At 55.0% G+C, this 19,752-nt stretch carries 13 protein-coding genes and 1 pseudogene; 5 read left to right on the top strand and 9 right to left on the bottom strand.

From position 1 onward, the window contains the following. A partial coding sequence (locus ACIQZK_RS09380; RefSeq protein ID WP_397575896.1) for an FAD-dependent oxidoreductase occupies positions 1–1,762 on the bottom strand: 1,762 nt, incomplete at its 3' end. Between the two features lie 5 nt (positions 1,763–1,767). Further along, positions 1,768–4,185 (bottom strand): FAD-dependent oxidoreductase, encoded by a 2,418-nt coding sequence (locus ACIQZK_RS09375; protein ID WP_397575895.1) that lies wholly within the window; start codon positions 4,183–4,185, stop codon positions 1,768–1,770. 152 nt (positions 4,186–4,337) lie between these two features. Here ACIQZK_RS09375 and ACIQZK_RS09370 point away from each other — a divergent pair, with 152 nt between their 5' ends. The 3 genes from ACIQZK_RS09370 to ACIQZK_RS09360 all read left to right on the top strand — a co-directional run bounded on the left by ACIQZK_RS09370 (position 4,338) and on the right by ACIQZK_RS09360 (position 7,105). Next, positions 4,338–5,102: an SDR family NAD(P)-dependent oxidoreductase gene (locus tag ACIQZK_RS09370; protein ID WP_397575894.1), complete on the top strand. Its 765-nt coding sequence runs from the start codon at positions 4,338–4,340 to the stop codon at positions 5,100–5,102. 118 nt (positions 5,103–5,220) lie between these two features. Beyond that, a complete protein-coding gene (locus ACIQZK_RS09365) occupies positions 5,221–6,003 on the top strand; it encodes a lysophospholipid acyltransferase family protein (protein WP_397575893.1) in 783 nt (260 codons plus the stop codon). Between the two features lie 148 nt (positions 6,004–6,151). Beyond that, a complete protein-coding gene (locus ACIQZK_RS09360) occupies positions 6,152–7,105 on the top strand; it encodes an NAD(P)-dependent oxidoreductase (protein ID WP_397575892.1) in 954 nt (317 codons plus the stop codon). Here the strand turns inward: ACIQZK_RS09360 and ACIQZK_RS09355 are convergent. From ACIQZK_RS09355 to ACIQZK_RS09325, 7 genes are all read right to left on the bottom strand, one after another. Continuing rightward, entirely contained in the window at positions 7,102–8,031 is a 930-nt protein-coding gene (locus tag ACIQZK_RS09355; RefSeq protein ID WP_397575891.1) for a LysR substrate-binding domain-containing protein, read from the bottom strand. The two genes, ACIQZK_RS09360 and ACIQZK_RS09355, sit on opposite strands and share 4 nt — an antisense overlap. A gap of 69 nt (positions 8,032–8,100) precedes the next feature. After that, positions 8,101–9,726 carry a GMC family oxidoreductase gene (locus ACIQZK_RS09350; protein WP_397575890.1) on the bottom strand — a complete coding sequence of 542 codons (1,626 nt, stop codon included), beginning with the start codon at positions 9,724–9,726 and terminating at the stop codon, positions 8,101–8,103. Then, positions 9,723–10,910, bottom strand: a complete 1,188-nt coding sequence (locus tag ACIQZK_RS09345) for a mandelate racemase/muconate lactonizing enzyme family protein (RefSeq protein ID WP_324479354.1) — start codon at positions 10,908–10,910, stop codon at positions 9,723–9,725. Before ACIQZK_RS09345 ends, ACIQZK_RS09350 begins: the two co-directional genes overlap by 4 nt. After that, entirely contained in the window at positions 10,907–12,346 is a 1,440-nt protein-coding gene (locus ACIQZK_RS09340) for an aldehyde dehydrogenase family protein (protein WP_397575889.1), read from the bottom strand. The genes ACIQZK_RS09345 and ACIQZK_RS09340 overlap by 4 nt, the downstream gene beginning before the upstream one ends. Then, positions 12,339–13,646 carry a spinster family MFS transporter gene (locus ACIQZK_RS09335; protein ID WP_397575888.1) on the bottom strand — a complete coding sequence of 436 codons (1,308 nt, stop codon included), beginning with the start codon at positions 13,644–13,646 and terminating at the stop codon, positions 12,339–12,341. Before ACIQZK_RS09335 ends, ACIQZK_RS09340 begins: the two co-directional genes overlap by 8 nt. Positions 13,647–13,657: 11 nt before the next feature. Further along, positions 13,658–15,658: a tetratricopeptide repeat-containing sulfotransferase family protein gene (locus ACIQZK_RS09330; protein WP_397575887.1), complete on the bottom strand. Its 2,001-nt coding sequence runs from the start codon at positions 15,656–15,658 to the stop codon at positions 13,658–13,660. Between the two features lie 129 nt (positions 15,659–15,787). Continuing rightward, the gene (locus ACIQZK_RS09325; protein WP_397575886.1) at positions 15,788–18,493 is read right to left on the bottom strand and encodes a TonB-dependent receptor; all 2,706 of its coding nucleotides are present in this window, start codon (positions 18,491–18,493) and stop codon (positions 15,788–15,790) included. A gap of 244 nt (positions 18,494–18,737) precedes the next feature. Here ACIQZK_RS09325 and purU point away from each other — a divergent pair, with 244 nt between their 5' ends. Together purU and ACIQZK_RS09315 are read left to right on the top strand one after the other, a co-directional pair. After that, on the top strand, positions 18,738–19,589 hold the full coding sequence (gene purU, locus ACIQZK_RS09320) for a formyltetrahydrofolate deformylase (RefSeq protein WP_397575897.1): 852 nt from the start codon (positions 18,738–18,740) through the stop codon (positions 19,587–19,589). Between the two features lie 51 nt (positions 19,590–19,640). Then, positions 19,641–19,752, top strand: a pseudogene (locus ACIQZK_RS09315) (S-(hydroxymethyl)glutathione dehydrogenase); the annotation flags it as partial.

Here is a 19,752-nt window from a genome sequence, read left to right as displayed (position 1 = left end):
TGGGTCCCATGATCGAAATGACACCCATGCCTGACGACACATTGGTCAGCACGGCATGTGCATCTTCGGGCGTATGGCGTTTCAACCAGTTGAAATCCTTCACCTCGGTTTCAGCGCCGGTGACGATAAGATATGCGGTTTCCGAGAGGCGTGTGACGGTCAGGTCAGCCTCAATACCGCCCTTTTCATTGAGCCATTGGGTATAGACCAGCTTGCCCGGGGCAACATCCACATCGTTGGCACAGACGCGGTTGAGCACGGTCATGGCATCGCGGCCTTCAAGACGGAATTTGGCGAAACTTGATTGGTCGAACAGGCCAACCGCTTCGCGCACGGCCTTGCATTCCTCGGCATTGGCTTCAAACCAATTCTGGCGGCCATAGCTATATGCATATTCGGGCGTGCTGCCCGGTTCACCATACCAGTTGGCACGTTCCCAGCCAAATGCTTCGCCAAAACACGCACCTTGCGCGACGAGCCGGTCGTGTAAGGCGGATTTCCGAACTCCGCGTGCGGTTTCATATTGCTTGAACGGATAATGCGTCGCGTACAATAGGCCGAGGCTTTCGGTAACGCGTTCGCGCAGATATTTGCGGTTAATCTGGAACGGCATATTGCGGCGGATGTCGACGGTCCACAAGTCTGCGGGCGGAATACCATCACGGATCCAGTCCGCCATGACCTTGCCCACGCCGCCCGCCGATTGCAGGCCGATGGAATTGAGGCCAGCGGCAACAAAGCAGCCTTTCAATTCAGCGCTTTCACCCAGATGGTATCGCACGTCCGGGGTGAAGCTTTCGGGACCGCAGAAGAATTTTTGAATGCCCGCTTTTTCCAGTGCAGGCACACGGCGCATCGCATCGATCAACAATGGCTCAAAATGTTCAAAGCTTCCCGCAATTTCATCGAAACAGAAATCTTCGGATATGCCGTCCATACCCCAAGGGCGCGCATTGGGTTCAAATGCGCCGACAAGCAGCTTGCCCGCGTCATATTTATAATAACCACAATAATCATAATCGCGCAGAACCGGCAGGGTATTGTCTATTCCTTCGACGCCTTCGAATAGAACATAATAATGCTCACATGCGTGCAAGGGGGCAGCAACGCCAACGCTGGCTGCCAAATCGCGCGTCCACATACCACCGCAGATGACGACATAATCAGCATCAATCGAACCATCGTCCGTATCCACGCCCGTGATGCGATCACCATTGTGGCGAATTCTGGTGACTTTGGTGTTTTCAAAGATTTTAGCGCCGCCAGTGCGCGCACCTTTGGCCAAGGCCTGCGTAATATCGACTGCATTTGCATAGCCGTCGCTTGGGATATGAATACCGCCGACGACATCATCGACATTGACAATATGGGCCAGCTCTTTGATTTCTTGTGGCGTCACGACATGCACGGGCAGGTCAAATACCTTGGCCATGGATGCGCTGCGCTTTAGCTCCTCAAAGCGTTCGGCATTGGTGGCCATCGAAATCGAACCGCACTGGCGATAGCCAGTGGCTTGGCCGGTTTCCGCCTCAAGCCCGCGATAGAGCTCGCCGGTATATTTTGCGAGCTTGGTCATGTTGATGCTGGGCCGCAACTGCCCGACCAACCCCGCCGCATGCCATGTCGTGCCGCTGGTCAATTGCTTGCGTTCCAGCAAGACCACGTCGTCCCAACCGATCTTGGTCAGGTGATATGCAATCGAACAGCCGATGACACCGCCACCGATGATGACGACTTTTGCCTTTTTGGGTAATTCAGCCACGCGGATCAGACCTTCATCTTGGCGTTATCAGGATCATAAACAGGGTGCTCCAGCACTGTGCCGATGCGTCGTTCGCCCTGTAACACGATATCGAACTGCGACCCCGGCGCCGCATTTTCAATGGGCACGCAGGCGAAAAACAGGCTCTTGCCAACGCGATGTCCATAGCCGCCTGATGTCGTCAGGCCGATACAATGGTCACCCACCAAAATTGGTTCGCCACCGCGCACATCGACATTGTCTGCATCAACCGCGCCGTACACAATGCGGAAGCGATCAGGCGCATCCAACGTCGCCTGCTTGCCGACGAAATCATCCTTATTGAAATTGATGAAGCGCGGCATGTCCGCCTCAATCATCGTCAATTCGTTGGTGAGCTCGGAACCCCAGGCCTTATAACCCTTTTCGACACGCATACTGTTTGCTGCGTACAGTCCGTAATTGACGATGCCGAATTCCTGCCCTGCTTCCCACACTGCTTCGTAGAGTGCCGCGAGGTCCTTCATCGCTGGATGCAATTCCCAGCCCAACTCTCCGGCATAAGACACACGAAGCGCACGCATATTGATGCCCGCAATCACGATCTCCTGACCACTGAGCCAACGGAAACCTTCGTTGCTAAGGTCGGCGTCGGTTAGCTTTTCCAGCACATCGCGCGAACGCGGGCCGTTCATCACGAGGACGCCAAGGTCCATAGTCAGATTGCGGATGGTCACATCTTCGTCCGGCAATTTGCTTTGGATCAGCAAATCCCAATCGCGCTGTTCAGCCGCTGCTGCCGAGAGGCAGTAGAAATGGTCATCGGCAAAACGCGTCACGGTCATTTCGCCATAAATGCGGCCCTGCACCGAAAGCGGGTGCACCAAGCCTATTCCGCCCAATTTCTTGGGCATGCGGTTGGCGCAAATCCGGTTGAGGAAGGCCTCGGCATCTGGTCCGCTCACATCATATTTCGCAAAGCCGGACAGGTCGAGCACGCCAACCCGCTCGGCAACCGCCTTTACCTCTGCGGCGACCGCGTCAAAGCTGTTCGTGCGGTGATAGCCGCCTTCTTCTTCTGCGCCGTCGAGGGCAAAATATTTGGGCCGTTCCCAGCCGTAGGTTTCGCCATAAACCGCGCCAGCGGACAGCAAACGGCCATATAGCGCGCTCATCTTTTGCGGGCGGCCATCGGGCTCTTCTTCACCGGGAAGCCGCGTCGTAAACGTCATACGGTAATCAAGGAAAACCTTAGCGCGGCTGTAATCTTCGTCCGCATATGGGCCGTAACGGCGCGGATCGAATTCGGTCATGTTGATATCGGCGTCACCGAACACCATCCACTGCGCCAGATATTTTCCAGCCCCGCCGCCTTGGGCGATTCCAAAGCTTGTGCCGCAACAATGCCAAAAATTCTTTAGGCCAACCGCTGGTCCCAACAGAGGTCCGCCATCGGGCGTATGTGGGATCGCGCCATTGACGAAACGCCGCAAACCGACTTCACCAAAAATCGGCATCCGTTCAATCGCACGCTCCAGCCATGGGGCGATGCGCTCCAGATCTTCGGGGAACAACTCGCTGGTCGAATCCCATTCAGGGTTTCCACCGCGCGGCGCCCATGCTTCGGCGAGGCCCGTATTTTCGTACACGCCAATCAGTCCGCTTTTCTGCTCCTGCCGGAAATATCCCGACACATGGGGGCAACGCATGACCGGTATTTCTTCATCGCGATCTTTGAATGCGGGGATCGGATCGGTGACAACATAATGATGTTCCATGTTCGTCACTGGAATATCGATGCCCGCCATTTGCGCGATTTGCCGGGCATAGCAGCCCGCGGCATTTACGACTATTTCGGCCCGGACCGTGCCCTTTTCCGTTTCCACATCCCATTCGCCAGATGGCAATTGCGTCAGGCCCGTCACGCGGTTTTTGCGCACAATTTTGGCGCCCATATTCTTGGCACCAATGGCGAGTGCGTTGCAGATACCCGACGGGTCAGCATGTCCGTCTTCGGTCGTCCGCGCACCGGCGATGACACCATCAAGGGTCATGAATGGGTTGTGACGGAGAATTTCTTCAGGCGGGATAATCTCCATCTCGAAACCGATGATTTTCGAAAAGCCCTGAATGTAGCGCATCCACGCCAGCTCGCGCTCATTGGTGGCAAGACGGATGCCGCCGGATTTATGCCAACTGACATATTGCCCGGTCAGACCTTCCAGCCGCGGATAGAGGTCATTGCTATAGGCATGCATCTTGGCAAGGTTGAAGCTGCCCGTGATATTGGGGCACTGGCCAGCCGCGTGCCATGTCGAGCCGGAGGTCAACTCATCTTTTTCGATCAGCAGACAGTCCGTCCACCCGAGTTCAGCGAGATGGTAAAGCAATGAAGCCCCCATTATGCCGCCGCCGATTATGACCACTCGTGCCGATGTTTGCATAAAAGCCCTGCTCCTTATACCACAACCTTAGGGCCGGTTTGCCATCAGACACAAATGGGGAATATGACGGGACCGGTTAAAAAAATTTTTGGATTGGGCGCGCCTGTGTCAGTAAGGTGCACAAGTTTGATTGCGAATATAAAGGTGGGGCTATGAAAGTTGCGTTGGTTACGGGTGCTGCACAGGGCGTTGGCTTTGCAACGGCAAGGCATTTCGCCGAAAAAGGCTATCATGTTGTCATAACCGACGTGCAGCCCTTGGATGCGCAAGTCGAAGCATTGGTCGCTCTGGGCGGGAGCGTATCCGCGCTTTCGGGCGACATTTCCTCTGAAGAATTTGTCGTCGAACTGGCCGAGAAAATTGCCCGCGAGCATGGCGCCGCAGACGTGTTGGTCAACAACGCCGGCATCAGTTTGATTTGCAGCGCCGAAACGACCAGTATCGAACAGTGGCAGCGCGTCATGAACATCAACCTGACCGGACCGTTTTTGCTGTGCCGCGAAATCGGAAAGCAGATGCTTGGGCGTAACCGAGGCAATATTATCAACGTTGCTTCAATTGCTGGCCTTCACGGTGTTATTGATCGATCCGCCTACAACGCGTCAAAGCATGGATTGGTCGGACTGACGCGAACGCTTGCGGCAGAATGGGGCGGCCGCGGTGTGCGTGTGAACGCCGTGTGTCCCGGCTGGATTAAAACGGAAATGGATGAGGCCGATCAAGGCTCGGGCGCCTATTCCGATAGTGATATCATTGACCGCGTTCCCATGGGCCGTTTTGCCAAGCCAGAGGATGTCGCCCGGGCCATTGCGTTTCTTGCGCATGACGACAGCTTTATCAATGGCGCAAGCTTGCCGGTCGACGGTGGGTGGCTGGCCGACGCCAGTTGGGATGCGCTTCGTTTGAAAAAGCGATAAACCATGATATGCCAACGTTCCGCGAACGAAAATTGCGCGGGACCGTCATCGGAAAGTCACAGTCGGCGGCTAAGCACGTTAAGATTAAATTATTGTCCCAATTTTAAAGCGGAACCCGATGGCGACTATTAGCATTGCGATACCAAAGGTTCAGCTACAGGCATATTTCCTGTGCGCCATGCGCGTCGTGTGGATTGCGGTGCCGCTCGCCGTTTTATTGCCGCTTCATCTTGTCTGGCATCTGCTGCGATTACCGTCGCCATGGGCGATGTTATTCTTGCGCATTGCCGCCCGCGCCTTGGGCGCGCGCGTTCATGTGCATGGCAGCCCCCTCCGCCGGGATGTGTTCTTTGTCGCCAACCATATTTCATGGCACGATATCCCGATATTGGCAGGCATTACCGGTTCCTCCTTTGTCGCGCAGGATGGCGTGCGCGACTGGCCCATCATTGGCTGGCTTGCAAAGCTGAACCGCACGGTTTTCATCAGCCGCACGGAAAAACAAAATGTTACGCAGCAAGTGGCCGAATTACGCGAAGCTATCGCCGAAAACTGGTCGGTGACACTTTTCCCGGAAGGGACGACCTCGGACGGACGTGGGCTATTGCCGTTCAAACAGTCCTTGTTTGCGACATTGGCACCGCCGCCCAAGCCAATGATGATTCAGCCGGTTCTTTTGGACTTCGGTGCCAACGCCCCGGACATCGCTTGGGTGGGTGAAGAGACCGGCTGGGAAAGCGCATGGCGGGCATTTACACGGCCCGGCACTTACGCAGTGGACGTCCACTTTCTCGAACCCTTTGATCCGGGCGCACTTGCAGATCGAAAAGTTGTCTGCGCGCTTGCCCGCAATAGGCTGGCCGAAGCTCTGTCCGCCACGCTTGGCTATAGCGTTACGTAAATAGCGCCCAGCCGCGTGGACTGGTTAGGGCGCGGTGCAAAATAATTCACCCAATTGGCCAAATTTTTCAATTGTGGCCGCGCATCGACGGCGCTCTAACTTTTCCAAAGGGCGCATATTGCCCGTTGTAAATGAACTGGGTGCAATCATGAAAATCGGATTTATCGGCCTTGGCAATGTTGGCGGAAAACTGGCAGGCAGCCTGATCCGCAACGGTCATGACGTAACTGTACGCGACCTTGATGCCGCACTCGTTGCCGAATATGTCAACCGGGGTGCATCCTCGGCGGCATCACCAAAAGAATTGGGTGAAGCCGTCGACCTCATCATTACCTGCTTGCCATCGCCCGCGGCCAGCGCTGCCGTGGCCGAGGGCGCGGACGGATTTCTTCAAATCATGCGCCCGGGTCAGGTTTGGCTCGAAATGAGCACAACCGATTATAGCGAAGTCATCCGGCTCGGCGCTTTGGTTGAGGCGCGTGGTGCGATGTTCATGGAATGCCCGGTTTCGGGCGGCTGCCATCGTGCGGACACCGGCAATATTGCGATTTTTGCAGGCGGCCCGCGCGCGGCGTTCGAATTTGTTCTGCCGGTTTTGACGACAATGGGACGTCGCATATTGCACACCGGCGACCTTGGCACCGCGTCGCAATTGAAGGTGATGACCAACTATCTCTGCACGGTACATCTCGTTGCACTGGCCGAGGCGTTGACCACATGCAAAGCCATCGGGCTTGATATGAACACCACATATGAAGCGATCCGGATTTCATCGGGCAACAGCTTCGTCCACGAAACCGAAAGCCAAGTCATCCTCAACGGCAGCCGCGATATCAATTTCACGATGGACCTCGTCAGCAAGGACGTGGGCCTGTTCGACAAAATTGCCCAAGCGGCACATGTCCCCGTTGAACTGTCGCCGCTTATCGTGAAAATCTTTAAGGAAGGCGAAGAAGCCTACGGCCCTCGCGAATTTTCACCCAACATCATACGTCGCTATGAAGAGCCGTTGGGCATTAAGGTTTTGGGCACCGGATTTCCGGCCGATATGGTAGACGATGAACCTGAAGAGCCGGGCTATGAGGTCGTGCCAAAGCGTTAACCTGCGACGCCTGAACGGCTGTCTTCGACATTATTGGCCACCCAATCCATGAATGTCCGAATGCGGAGATTTTCTTTCATATCCTTGCGGCAGATAAGGCCCCATGCGCCGGGGCATACTGCTTTATGCCCAACGGGCTGAACAAGCCGACCGGCGGCCAGATCCTGATCGACAAACGGGCCGTTGACCAGAGCAATGCCTTCGCCGTTCAGCGCCATTTCCAGCGCAACGGCCAAGGTATCAACCATGAGATAGGGCACGGAAGGCTCAAACGCCGAACCGGCCGAAGCGAACCACGTCTCCCAATTTTGCACTTCGGTATAGATGGCAACAAGTGGCTTGGTCATTAAGGTCTGCGGGGTGGGATTTGGACCCATCGCCTCTGCAACGGCCGGGCTACAGACCGGAAACAGCGCATATTCATACAGCGGAACCCAATGAAATTTGGTCGCGTCGGGTTCTGATGCGCAATAGACAAGTCCTACATCCGCGTGGACATCGTCAAATTCCCATTCAACAGCACATGTGTTGAGCGTCAGCTTTACCTCCGGGTGATCCGCCAGAAACTGCGGCACACGCTTTGCGAGCCAACGTATCGACGCGGTCACATAGGTCTGCACGCGAAGTGGCTTGTCCAGCGCGTGCCGGTGGACTTCTTCAACCCCCTCCAGCAACGATTCAAACGCAGCGCGGACATAAGGATAGAGAACCTTACCTTCTTCGGTCGACACGATATGCCGCCCTTCCTGGACGAACAACGTCACGCCAAGCGCATCTTCAATCAGCTGGACCTGATGGCTGACCGCAGGATGGGTGAGGCAAAGCTCGTCCGCTGCATCGCGGATGCTTTGGTGACGGGTTGCCGCCTCAAAACCCTTTAGCGCCTTTAACGGCGGCAACTGCTTTAGATCGATCTTCGGATGCATCGCCACTCCCTCCCCGGATTCGCGCACTCATGATGAGGTAGCACAGCCGAAAAGGACTGGTAAATAAAATTAACGCATGTTTTTTGCATCTTCCAAAATCATGGCCGCGCCCTTTTCAGCGACCATCACCGTCGGGGCGTTGGTGTTGCCGGATGTGATTGTCGGAAACACCGAGGCGTCGATGACCCGCAAGCCATCCACACCATGCACACGTAAGCGGACATCGACCACGGAGGTCGCTGCATCCGGGCCCATCATGCAGGTGCTTGTGGGATGATAGACGGTATCGGCGCGTGCCCGAAAATCCGCGAGCAGGGCTTCATCGCCATCGACATGCGCGCCGGGAATGAGCTCTTCGGTGATGATATCCGCAAGCGGCTTTGTGCGCGCAATTTGCTTCAGCAATCGGTTACCGGCCAGCACATCGTCAATATCGGCTTGCGTTGCGAGATAGTTCGGGTGGATGACCGGATATTTGGCAGGGTCGGCGCAAGCGAGCTCAATATGCCCCCGACTGGTCGGGCGACAGGGGTTATGCGACAGCAGAAACGCCGAGAATGGATCCGGGTTGAGCAGCTTTCGTTCTGACAATGGTGTTTTGGTGTAGCTGACCGGACTGAAATAGAGCTGCAAATTCGGGTGCTTTTTCGTTGCATCGCTGCGCACAAAACCCCCGCTTTGATTGACGCTCAACGACAGCGGCCCCGCCCGGTCGGCCATATAGCGCAATCCAGCGCGGATTTTGCCCAAGACCGGATGCAGCACATCATTCAGCGTCGCCGTGCGGACTTTGTAGAAATAGGACACTGCAATATGGTCCTGCAAATTACGGCCCACGGCCTGTGCATCGACAATCGGTTCGATACCGACATTCTTCAGATGGCTTGCATCGCCGATACCCGACAGCATCAGCAATTGCGGTGAGTTAATCGCGCCGCCGGACAGGATCACTTCGCGTCGCGCCTTCGCCTCTAATTGCGCGCCTTTGCATGTGTACGCAACGCCGACCGCGCGCCGGCCCTCAAACAAAATGCGCGTCGCGTGCGCCATGGTCTTAAGCTTCAGCGTCTTGCGCTTGCGTGCCGGATGCAGAAACGCGTTCGCGGTGGACGCGCGCCAACCACCGCGTGTATTGATTTGATAATAGCCAACCCCTTCAGATGTACCGCCATTGAGGTCGTTGCTCGCAGCAAAGCCTAATGTCTGCGCGGCTTCAATAAAGCTGCGGCAAATGGGATGGGCAAAGGGAGAGATGTCGGTGACATGTTGCGGCCCACCCTGACCATGGTGCGCGCTGTGCCAGTCAAAATCCTCTGACTTTTTGAAATAGGGCAGGACATCGTCCCAACCCCAGCCTGCATTGCCCAAGGCTTTCCAATCATCGAAATCGCGGGGCTGGCCGCGCACATAGACCATCGCGTTGATGGAGCCTGATCCACCAACGACCTTACCGCGCGGCCAATAGCTCTGCCGACCGCCCAGCGCCTCAACGGGCGCGGTATCGTACATCCAGTTAATCCGCTTATCGAAAAAGGTGCGTCCATAGCCAATGGGCATTTGGATCCAGATCGAAAGATCGCTTCCACCGGCCTCCAACAATAAGACGCTATACTTGCCATCTTCGGTCAACCGGTTGGCCAGCACACAGCCCGCCGTGCCTGCGCCGACGATGATATAGTCGAATTCCTCGGTCACTGAACGGGGTGCTGCGTCATTTCGAGGTGCAGCATATCACCAGTATAGGGATTGGCGCGGGCGACATCTTCGTTCAGTTCGACACCCAGACCCGGCGCAGTCGATGGAATGACATGCCCCTCTTCAAACCGGATGGGCGATTTCAAAATTTCCGTATGGAAACCGCCCCACGTCTCAATGCTTTCCAGTATGAGGAAGTTTGGCGAGCAAGTCGCAATCTGGATATTGGCTGCGCCAACGATTGGTCCGCAATAGAGATGCGGTGCAATCTGCACATGATCGACTTCGGCCATTGCGGCAATCTTCTTCGCCTCCAATATGCCGCCAACCCGGCCAAGGTTCATTTGCAATATTGCGGCCGCGCCTGCACGCAACAGCCGCGCGAAATCATATTTGGTTGTCAGCCGCTCACCGGTGGCAACGGGTATCGACGTTGCCCGTGCAACCTTGGCCATCTCCTCAGGTGCATCAGGGGGTACGGGTTCTTCCAACCAGAGCGGATCATATGGCTCAAGCCGTTTGGCAAGCCGGATCGCACCTGCGGCCGTCATTTGGCCATGTGTCCCGAACAATAGGTCCGCTTTCATGCCAACCGCTTCGCGCAGCGACTTGGCAAACCGCTCGCACAGGTCAAGCGCCTCCAACGACAGCTGCCGTCCGTCAAACGCCGAATATGGTCCGGCAGGATCAAACTTCAGCGCGGTAAAACCTTGGCTCAAATATTCTGCCGACCGTTCTGCCGCGAGGTCAGGGTCGTGATAAACATCCTTTGTGTCGCCGGGCCGCGGGTAGATATAGGTGTAGGCGCGCAACCGTTCGTGCACCTGACCGCCGAGCAGCTTATAGACTGGCTTATTTGCTTCCTTGCCAATGATGTCCCAACAGGCCATTTCGAGCGCGGACAAAACGCCCATGAGCGTGAGGTCGGGGTGCTGCGTAAAGCCGCTGGAATAGACGCGGCGCCACATATTTTCGATATCGTGCGGATCATTTCCGGCGACGTAGCGCGCGAACACATCCTCTATCATTTTGGCAACCAGATGCGGTTCGAACGGGACGCAATATGCCTCGCCGATACCCGATACCCCACTGTCGGTTGTCAGTTTGACGAACACGAAATAGCGGCCGCCAAAATGCGGTGGCGGATTGCCAACGACGAAGGTTTCGATATCGGTGAGTTTCATGGAACGCGGAACCCGCTGATCGATTTGATCTCAAGGAAATCGCGCACGCCAAATTCGCCATATTCGCGGCCATTGCCTGACTGCTTATACCCGCCAAACGGCGCCATATAGTCTTGGCTTGTGCCATTGATGCTCACGCCGCCCGCCCGCATTAAACGCGAAACGCGGCGTGCGCGGTCCAAGTCACCGGTCTGCACATAGGCATAGAGCCCATATGGCGAGTCATTGGCAATCGCGATGGCGTCGGCTTCGTCCTTAAACGGAATCAGCACCAGCACAGGGCCAAACACTTCTTCTTGGGCAATCCGCATCTTGTTGTGCACGCCCGCAAAAACCGTCGGTTTCACATAATAGCCGCGGTCAAAGCCATCGGCCCGGCCTGTGCCGCCGGCAACAAGCTGTGCACCTTCATCGATGCCGACCTGAATCAGGCCCTGTATCTTGTCATAATGTGCCTTGCTGACAACGGGGCCATAATGCGGGCCCTTATCCATCGGGTCGCCAAGCTTCGCGGCCTTCGCAACGCGGGCTGCAATCGCCACTGCTTCGTCGTAGACCGATTGTTCCACAAGCATGCGGGTCGGGGCGTTGCACGACTGACCAGTATTTCCGAAGCAATGCAGCACACCGCGCGTGACCGCAGCCTCCAAATCACTGTCCGCAAAAACGATATTGGCGGACTTGCCACCCAGTTCCTGCGCAACGCGCTTCACAGTATCTGCGGCATTTTTGGCGATCTGGACGCCTGCGCGCGTCGATCCGGTAAACGAGATCATATCGACTTCAGGGTGGCTGGTCAGCGCGTCACCGACGGAAGCGCCGGTGCCATGGATCATATTGAACACGCCTTTGGGGAAACCGGCTTCCTCGACCATTTCAGCGAACAGCTGCGCCGACAGCGGCGCCATCTCGCTTGGTTTCAAAACCATCGTGCAGCCCGTAATCAATGCGGGACCGACCTTGCACACGATCTGGTTAATCGGCCAGTTCCATGGCGTGATCAGCACGCAAACGCCGATAGGCTCATGCGTGACGATGCCATCTGTGCCAACATCATAATCCCACGCCATTTCGCGCACGGCCTTAACCGTTGCGCGTAAATGGCCGGGGCCGCTTTCCGCCTGCGCGTCATGCGACAGATCATATGGCGCACCCATCTCGGTCGAAATGGCGGTTACCATTTCTCCGTAACGTCGTTCGAAAATGGTGATCAGCTTTTCCACCAAAGCAATGCGATGCTCAAGCGTGGTCGCTGCATATCCATCAAACGCAGCGCGTGCGGCTGTGACGGCCAATTCGACATCGTCACGGCCGCAAACCGCAACGACGGCGCAGACTTCTTCTGTGGCAGGATTGACGGCATCCACCGTTGCAGTGGACGTCGCAGGCAAAACCCACGCGCCATTGATATAAGACTTTAGCGGGGAATTAGACATATCCAATGGCTCTCTTTTGATCTTCAACTATGTATTTTTCGGCGCGCCAATAATGCCATGCCGCCCACAGGCCGGTTGGCGCGAGAATGAGCTGTGCAAGACGCAGGGAATCGGCATTGCCGCCACCTGCAGCGTCAAAAAAGTCGCTGAGGCCGCCAACAATTGCCGGCGCGATAATCAGGTTGAGCACATTGGCAACAAGCAAAGATATCGCCACAGCCATGGACCGCATTTTCGGTGCAGCCAAGTTCTGACACAATGCAAATGCCGGGCCGATGTAGAAATAAATGGCCGGAATAAACAACCACCACATGACCTGCGCCAGCCCCAGATCCCGTGTATAATATGCAAGGAATGACGGGACAGTGGCCAATGCCGTTACCACGGCCAAAAGACGGGCGATTTTTCGGGGATCGGTATAAGTGGGGCGCGCCACCACCCATGCGGTCAACAACGACGCACCAATACCGCCGATAAGGTAAATCCAGCCTAACATGCCGCCGGCTTCGCCTTCATCCATGCCATAAGTGCGCTGCAGGAATAACGGTGTGAACCACATCAATCCCCAACCCCAAAAAGCCGACAGGCCGCTTCCGGTCATCGCATGCACCGCCGATTTTTGTGACCAGAGGAATTTTAGCGTTTCCATGACCGTCGGCGCCTTTTCTTCCTGCACGAGATCAAGGCGCCCGCGTTTGGGTTCCTTAATCGTTACCATGATGATCAACGCCAAAATGATCCCGGGTACGCCCAGCACTAAGAAAGCGGCGCGCCACCCGTATAATGTAGAGACATAGCCCGCAATGTCCGAACCAAGCCACGCCCCAATGGGCGCACCAAGTGCAAACACGGTCATGGCCATCGAGCGCCGGTCAGCAAGGAAATAGTCGGCAATGATAGAATTGCATGCAGGTGTGCCCCCAGCCTCACCAATGCCAACGCCAACACGCGCCAACAACAAATCAAAATACCCGCGCGTATAACCGGTAATGGCTGTCATAAATGACCAAACGGCGACCGACGCCGCCAGAAGGTTGCGACGATTGGTCCGGTCACACAACCATGACAAGGGGATACCCATGACGACATAAAAAAGCGCCAGCGGAAGGCCAAGCCATGCGGTCTCTGTATCCGTCAGGTTCAATTCTTTGCTGATGGGTCCAAGCAATGTGGACAAAACATAACGGTCAGCAATGCTGATCGTGTACACCAGCATCATGATGATGAGGACATACCAACGCTGCCCCAGCGAGGAGACTTCATCGACACGTATTGGAGCCGTCGGCGCATTGTCAGTCATAAAATTCCTCCTCAGGTTGCAGCCAGTTCAGGCCCTAATTTTTTACGCAGCGGATCGAGAAATTCGCTGAAATTCTCCCATTGATCAACGCCGCTTTTGAAAATCGGTTGTCGCACCTGTTCCGAACTCGCGGTGCGAACCGCGCGTTCATTCTGGTGGAAATTGAGACACGCCTCTTCAAAAGGAAGGCCGCAATAGTCGAGCAAACGCCGGACCTGCGTTTCCAGATCGGCAACGACTTCCTCGTACCGGACGCGCAATATCTTGCCGGGCAACACATTATCCCAATGGTCCATTAACTGCACATAGTCAGTGTAATATTGGCCCACTTCTTCAAGCCCGTAAGTGAATTCCTGACCTTCGGCGAAGAGTTGCTTAAACCCGCTGAAACAGCATCCCATGGCCCCGCGCCGCGCATCGATAATCTTGGCATTCGGCAAAATCATGTTGATGAGGCCGATGTGACGGAAATTGTTCGGCATTTTATCAATGAAAAAAGGCGTGCCGCCCTTGCGGTATATCTGCGTGTCGCGGATAAATTCTTCGCCAAAGCGGGTGACGTCTTCGTGCGTCAAATCCGCCAAGTTGCCGGGATATTCGGGCGCCTCGCCCACAACGCGCTGCCGGTCAAGCCGGAAGGCCAACGCAAAGATATTCGGGAGCTCCATCGTCCCTTCGACCTGACTGTGCGATGCAAGAATTTGCTCGAGCAAGGTCGAACCCGCACGCGGCAAGCCGACAATGAAAATCGGGTCCCGCGCCGGGCAGCCTGCACCGGAAAATTTCCCAAGCAGATCCGTGGTCACCAATTCGCGCTGCAGCCGCATTTCGTTCGTAAGTCTTGCGGGATCATACTTCAGTTCCTCGCGCTTCAAACGGTTACCAAGCTCATAATATTCGAACGAAGCATTATGTTCGCCGCGATCCTCAAGCGCCTTACCCAAGGCAAAACAGAGGTGATACCGGTCATCCAGCGCGGTCATGGGCGACGCTTGTCGTTCCCGCATTTGGGCAATCTCACTATCGTCAAAGCGATATGTCTTGAGATTGGCCAAGCTCCAATAGGCATCACCGCAGTCTGGCCGAACTTGATAGGCGCGGCGATAGGCAGAAATGGCATCATCCTGCCGCCCGACGGTCTTAAGCGCATGGCCGTAGGTCAGGTTTATGCCTGGATTATTCGGCATAGACCCGAGCAGGGCCTCATAAATCAGCATCGCTTCATCAAAATTGCCGACGGCCAGATTTTCATTGGCGTACAGCATTTCAAACTCAGGATTACCCGGTTCTTTTGCGCGCAATTCCGAAGCTTCGCTGAGTGCCAGTTCGAATTTCTGGCGTTTGCGCAATACTTTCACATAATCGAAATGCGCGCTGACATTATCGGGCTCCAATACCTTGCAAGACTCCAGCAAAAATTCCGCTTCGTCATAGGCGTTGAATTTCATGCCGATGTCGGCAAGCAGGCGCATCGCCTCAACATGATGACCGTTGCGTTGCAGGAATGCGCGGCACAATTGCTCTGCCTTGTAGATACGCCCTTCCTGAATGAAGCTAGCAACGCTTAGCAACTCAGGCGGAAGTGCGGAAAGATGGGTATATTGGGCATGCGCAAAATTAGCTGGCCCCTCGCGCCCGGCTTTATCATGCATTTGTGAAAGTATACGCCAGCTTGCGACCAATGCCCCGTTGTGGGTCACTGCGCGCTGGTACGCTGCGATTGCCTCTTCTGGCAAACCGCTATCACGAAAACAATGCCCGCGTTCTTGCCACGCACGGCCGTAGCCAGCGTCGATCGCAATCAATTTATCAAGTGTGGTGAGCGCCGCAGGAACCTGACGCTGCATCCGCTGCGTTACCGCCAAAGTGTACAGAGCGTCAATGTTATCTGGCGCGGCTTCCAATATGCGCGCGCACAAAGCCTCCGCGTCGGCAAAGCGGGCATTTTGCAAATGCGACCGCGCTTCACGCAACATGGCGTCAATATTATCCTGCGAGGCCTCGGCCAACATTGTCACCTACTCTCCCATATTGTGACGAACGGTTGCACGAACCCTGCCGCACTTCATACGCTTGACGCAACGCAGAAATGCAAATGTGGCAAAGCGCCCCCGGTTTCCCAGGGGCGCCCGCCATGTTGCTTAAATCTTGTACGAGAAACGCAGGCCGATTGTGCGTGGACGCGAGGTCGTTGTACGCAGCTCACCGTCGTTCCCGCTCTTGTAAAGCTCGGGACGTTCGTCGGTCAGGTTGTCACCAAACAATTCCAAACGCCACTCGTCTTTCGAGACACCAAGCGATGCCGAAGCCGTGCTGTATGAGTCAAGCTTCTGTGCACCTGGAATTGGCGCAATGACGTCGCCAGGCCGCACCGTGACACCATTGTAGGTGACAGGAATGGATCCAGCATAGCCCAGTGTCGGATTGAACGATTGATACTTGATGTTTACGTTGTCGATAACGTCAGAGACGCTCTTTCCAACATAATGAACACCAATCTGGGCGAACGGAGCAAGACCCGAGGCAAGTTCCTTTTCCCAATGCAGACGCGCATTGAACTGGAATTTGGGGCTCAAAGCAAGCGGACCACCGAGCGGACGGAGCACTGTTGTGCTCTTCCGGTACTTCGTCATTTCAGAGTCGTTGTACGAAAATGCGCTGTTAAACGTCAATTCCGGCGTAGTGCGCCATGTTACGTCGCCTTCCAGACCCCGGATCCGTGCATCCACCAAGTTCGTGGTGAATGTTTGGTTCGAGATGTTCTGGTCGAAAACAGTGATCTGGATGTTGCTCCAGTCAATCTGATACGCAGCGAAGTTAACCTGCAAACGACGATCAAGCAGCGAGAATTTACCACCAACTTCATAGTTTTGCACCTTGTCAGGTACATAGGTACCCAAACGGACAAAGTCTGCATTGGTAGGGCAAATCGCACTTGGTACGCGGCAAGGACGACGGTTGAAGCCACCTGGGCGGAAACCATCCGAGTATGTCGCATAAACCAACGAAGATTCATCGAGGCGATAGGTCAAGTTGGCTTTGTACAACGTGCCGCTATACTTTGCTGGCGACGCATCTGCATAAAGCACGTTCAGGTTGGCGCTGACATTATACGTCGTTGGACCTGAAGTTGCAGCCGTGTAGGTTCCGGTAGTGGCGTTATAAACACCACGTGCACCGCCAAAGCTGCCATTCGACGAACCGTTGATGGAAGCCTTTTCATCATAATAACGAAGACCGCCGGTGAAAGTCAGCTTGTCCGGAACGATATCAAAGGACGCTTCACCATAAGCAGCAAACTGCGTATCCTTACGCTGGATGTCGTTGAAGAAGCCAACATTGACAGAGCGCACACTCTTGTCATTGGCGTTTACCGACGTATTTGGTGCACGGCGATAGATGAAGCCAGCGGCCTGTTGCAGATATGACCAGTCGGTATTGTCGAACAATTTGTTATCATCGTAGAACAAGCCAAAGGTACCGCGAAGACGCTTGTCAGCAGGCGTTGTTACGCGGAACTCATGCGTCATACGCTCAGTCCGGTTACGAACCTGATAGCTTTTGCTCGGCGCATAGCAGGTATTGCCGATATTGCCGTTATACGCTGCGGTGTAATACACGCCGCGATCGCATTCATAATAAGGCAGATAGAGACCGATGTTCGAATATCCGGCATAATCGGCAACTTGCGTTGCACGATGCTTCAGGAACGAACCGGTGTAGATCAAATCGAGAGCGCCAAGGCGACCATTTACGCCCCATGTCGAGAGGCTTACGCGGTCGCGCAGCGAGTTGTCATTGAACTTGGTAACCTTCAGGTCGCCCACATCAGGTTCGAAGTCGAATACACCGTCCGTGTCGAGTTCCTGACGCACATGCATCAGATCAACAGACCAATCGTCGGTGACTTTCCAAGTCAGCGCAACACGGCCACCGCGGTAGGTGGCGTCGTTGTAGTTATCTTCTACAAATGCGTCATTGTTGATCGTCTGACGCGTTGGCGCACGGTAAAGGCTACCTGTGCAATTCGGAACCGCAGTTGTGGCAGTGGCTTGGCAAGACTGAATTGCGCGCATGACCAACAATGGGTTACCCGTTGGCAATTTTCCAGCGACGCCCACATTGCCGTTGAACGGCATTTGATATGTTCCTGCGATATTGTCGATATAACCACCCTGACGGTCGGTATAGAACACAGCGCGGATTGCCAGCTTGTCCTGAATGATCGGGATGTTGATAAAGGCATCGCCAGCGACGCTTTCTTCGCCACCCTTGGTAAAGGCATAGCTCGAGTTGAAACCAGCGCTAAACGCGCTCGCATCAGGCTTGTTGGTGATGTAGCGAACCGCGCCACCCATCGCACTTGCGCCAAAGAGAGTGCCCTGCGGACCTGCCAGAACTTCGACGCGCTGAAGATCAACCGCATAAAGATCAAGGTTACGTCCGACGAGCGATGCTGGCGCGTCGTTGATGTACAATGCGACCGTAGGCTGCGCGCCAGCGGTACCGGCGATTTGCAGGCCTGGCGAATCCGTTGAAAGACCACGGATGAAGATGGACGATGCACCTGGACCGCGCGAAGCAGCGCGAACATTCGGCAGATATTCGATGAGCTTGTCGAATTTCGTGATATTGAGATCGTTCAGCGATTCACCGCCCAAGGCAGTAATTGCAAGCGGCACGCGGTTAGCCGACTCTTCGCGGCGTGTTGCGGTCACAACGATATCTGCAATACCGCGGTCCTGCTCTTCAGCTGTTTGCTGCGCAAATGCAGGGTTTATGCCGATGCCGACACTCGCCGATGCAATCACAAGTGCCGCAGTCGAAATTTTCAAATAACTTTTCAATTTTCGTCCCCTCAACCTTCCCCCAATTTTCTGGGGGCTTTAATTCTCCACCAGTAAGACTGAAACTGCAGCCCCCGTCAAGCAATTGACCAAATTTTCGTGATTGGTAAATTAAATTCCCCGACCAATCATTTCATCTACATGTTGCGATTAGAAGACCTAATATATGGATGAGGCAATGGATAGCGTGAGCTTCGACGGCTACGCGGTGCCACGTTTTGCGAGATGAGGATTGATAATGGGTATGGGAGCAGATTTTGTACTGTTGATAGTTTGCGATGACCGTAAGGGTATCGTCGCAGCGGTGGCCAATTCAATTGCCAGCCAGGACTGCAACATCGTCGAAAGCTCGCAATATGGGGATGAAGCAACCGGACGATTCTTTATGCGGATCGCCATTACATGCCCTGCTGGTTCGACGAAGGAAAGTTTCGAGGCAGCATTCCTGCCTGTTGCTACGGCGTTCCAGTTGGAATGGCGCATTCACGATTTGCGTAAGAAGCTGCGCGCGATGATCATGGTTAGCCAAGGCGGCCATTGCCTGAACGACCTTCTCTACCGCACAGCAACCAAACGGTTGCCGATGGAAATAACCAGCGTCGTTTCCAACCACCAAAATTGGCAGCGCCGCGCGGAGCATGAGGGCATCCCCTTCTATCATTTGCCGGTGACGCCAGAAAACAAGCTGGAACAAGAAGCCAAGCTGCTTGCGATGGTCGAAGAGCAGAATGTCGATCTCGTCATCCTCGCCCGTTATATGCAGGTGCTTTCAGATCAGCTTTGCCGCAAGCTCGATGGGCGCGTTATCAACATTCACCACAGCTTCCTGCCGGGTTTCAAAGGCGCAAAGCCGTATCACCGTGCCTATGAGCGCGGCGTCAAAATGGTCGGCGCTACGGCGCATTATGTGACGCCCGACCTAGATGAAGGTCCAATCATTACCCAAGATGTTTCGATCGTTGATCATGCCGATACTGTTGACGATCTCATCGCGCAGGGACAGGAGACCGAAAGCCGGGTTCTGTCACGGGCGGTCAAACTGCATCTGGAGCACCGCGTGATGCTGAATGGCAACCGTACGATTGTGTTCAAATAAAAGGGCGCAACCAGCCCAACGATTTGGTTAAGTTTAGGAGACCCGAATACCATGAAGACGCGCGCAGCAGTTGCCTTTGAAGCGAAGAAGCCACTTGAGATTGTCGAGCTTGACCTTGAGGGTCCCAAGGCTGGTGAAGTCTTGGTGGAGATCATGGCGACCG

Origin of the sequence: Sphingorhabdus sp., assembly GCF_044338195.1 — a bacterium.
Lineage (GTDB): Bacteria > Pseudomonadota > Alphaproteobacteria > Sphingomonadales > Sphingomonadaceae > Sphingorhabdus_B.
The sequence above is the reverse complement of the archived record's forward strand: the minus strand, read 5'-3'. Positions and strand labels throughout refer to the sequence as shown.